Below are 1,367 nucleotides of genomic sequence, written 5' to 3' on the forward strand. Positions count from 1 at the left end.
CTGAGTGATCCTCTCATTTTTTTCAATCCCCTTTTATTAAGTGATTAAAAGGGGAATTTTCATTAAATTCTAACTGAAACAAGGTAATAATACGGCTGAATTTTCTTATATTGAACTGGGGAAACCCGTGAATTATGAGCTGTTTGGCTAACGAGATAAAAGACAGCACCCGATGAGTACGAATGGTATTTGCCTGAAAATGAAGGTGGAGTTTCCTTTTTTCTGCTGCAAATCCTATCATCCAAAGAATGAGGATACGAATGGAAGCCAGAAGTATTAAAACACTTATCTTATTTTTGTCTTCTGTTCTACTGTATCGCCATGCAGTTCCAAAGCGTTCGCTCTTATCATCTCGAAAATTCTGCTCAATTTGCATTCTTTTACAGTATATATCGCGTGCAAGCACAGCAAGGGCTTGATGATTATGTTCCCCATCTAACGAAGGATATTGGTGCAGATTAGAGGCAATTATCAAGGGTTCATTATGCATTTTAGCGTATCTTTTTTCGGCCTGAGGGTATTTAGGTTTAGGATTTTTACGTCCCTTTTTCTCTCCCCAATAGGAGGTCAATAACACTTCTATTCGTGTTTTAGAATCTTGTCCTAATTTTCCAACACCCACGTAAAGAGTTTTTCCTCGTTGAACAAGAGCATGTAAGGTGTTCAACGGGTTCCATTTTTTATCAGTCGAGAGACGATAGTTAATCGTGCCGCTTACTCGACCAGTGAAGTACCAGCCCAATTTTCGAACCGAAGTAAACCAGGGGGTTTTAAAACCGGCATCTGTAATAATAACAACGCGCTTGCCTTCGGGTAACACTGCTTTCAAACGGTTTAAAAAGTGCTTGTGTACTTTGTCCGTTCCAAGGTCTTTCTGGGAATGGATTTCATTATAAATAGGGATAGAACGCCCCGTATGCACCAAACTCGCTCGGAGCATATGAGTATCGGCACTACAGCAACCTGTCCAATCCACTGCGATAAGTAATTCATTTAAGGGAGCCAGCACTGGGGCACTCAGGCTCTTATATAGAGCGACTTGCTCCGTGTGAAGTTTTGTATTGGAGAGAAAACGCCAACATCTATTGATTTTGTGCTTTACCTTGCTCTTGCCGGGTAAATGCCTTCCTATACTCGTCAACGTCAGTTGCGCATGACCTCCTAACACACTTTGTACATGGCTTATTAACGTGTTTCTTGTCTTCGTATGTAACCAAGAAAGTGATTTTGTTAAATAATTGTGACAAAATACATTCGCAAGCATGGTGTTTTCCTCCAATAATGGTGTGAGAACTCTTATTAGATCAGAAAATACCAACGCTTGCACTTCTTTTTACGTAATCAGAAAAAATGAGCGGATCACTCAG

At 40.2% G+C, this 1,367-nt stretch carries 1 protein-coding gene; it reads right to left on the reverse strand.

Going from position 1 to position 1,367, the window contains the following annotated elements:
- Positions 1–22: 22 nt before the first annotated feature.
- Complete coding sequence (locus B094_RS0113220) at positions 23–1,264, reverse strand: IS4 family transposase (RefSeq protein ID WP_081621114.1); 1,242 nt, start codon at positions 1,262–1,264, stop codon at positions 23–25.
- Positions 1,265–1,367: the final 103 nt, after the last annotated feature.

The sequence above is a fragment of the Legionella shakespearei DSM 23087 genome, assembly GCF_000373765.1.
GTDB lineage: Bacteria > Pseudomonadota > Gammaproteobacteria > Legionellales > Legionellaceae > Legionella > Legionella shakespearei.

Excerpts from the sequence above, each read along its gene's own strand:
- B094_RS0113220 (WP_081621114.1), bottom strand. The coding sequence starts at position 1,264 with ATGCTTGCGAATGTATTTTGTCACAATTATTTAACAAAATCACTTTCT.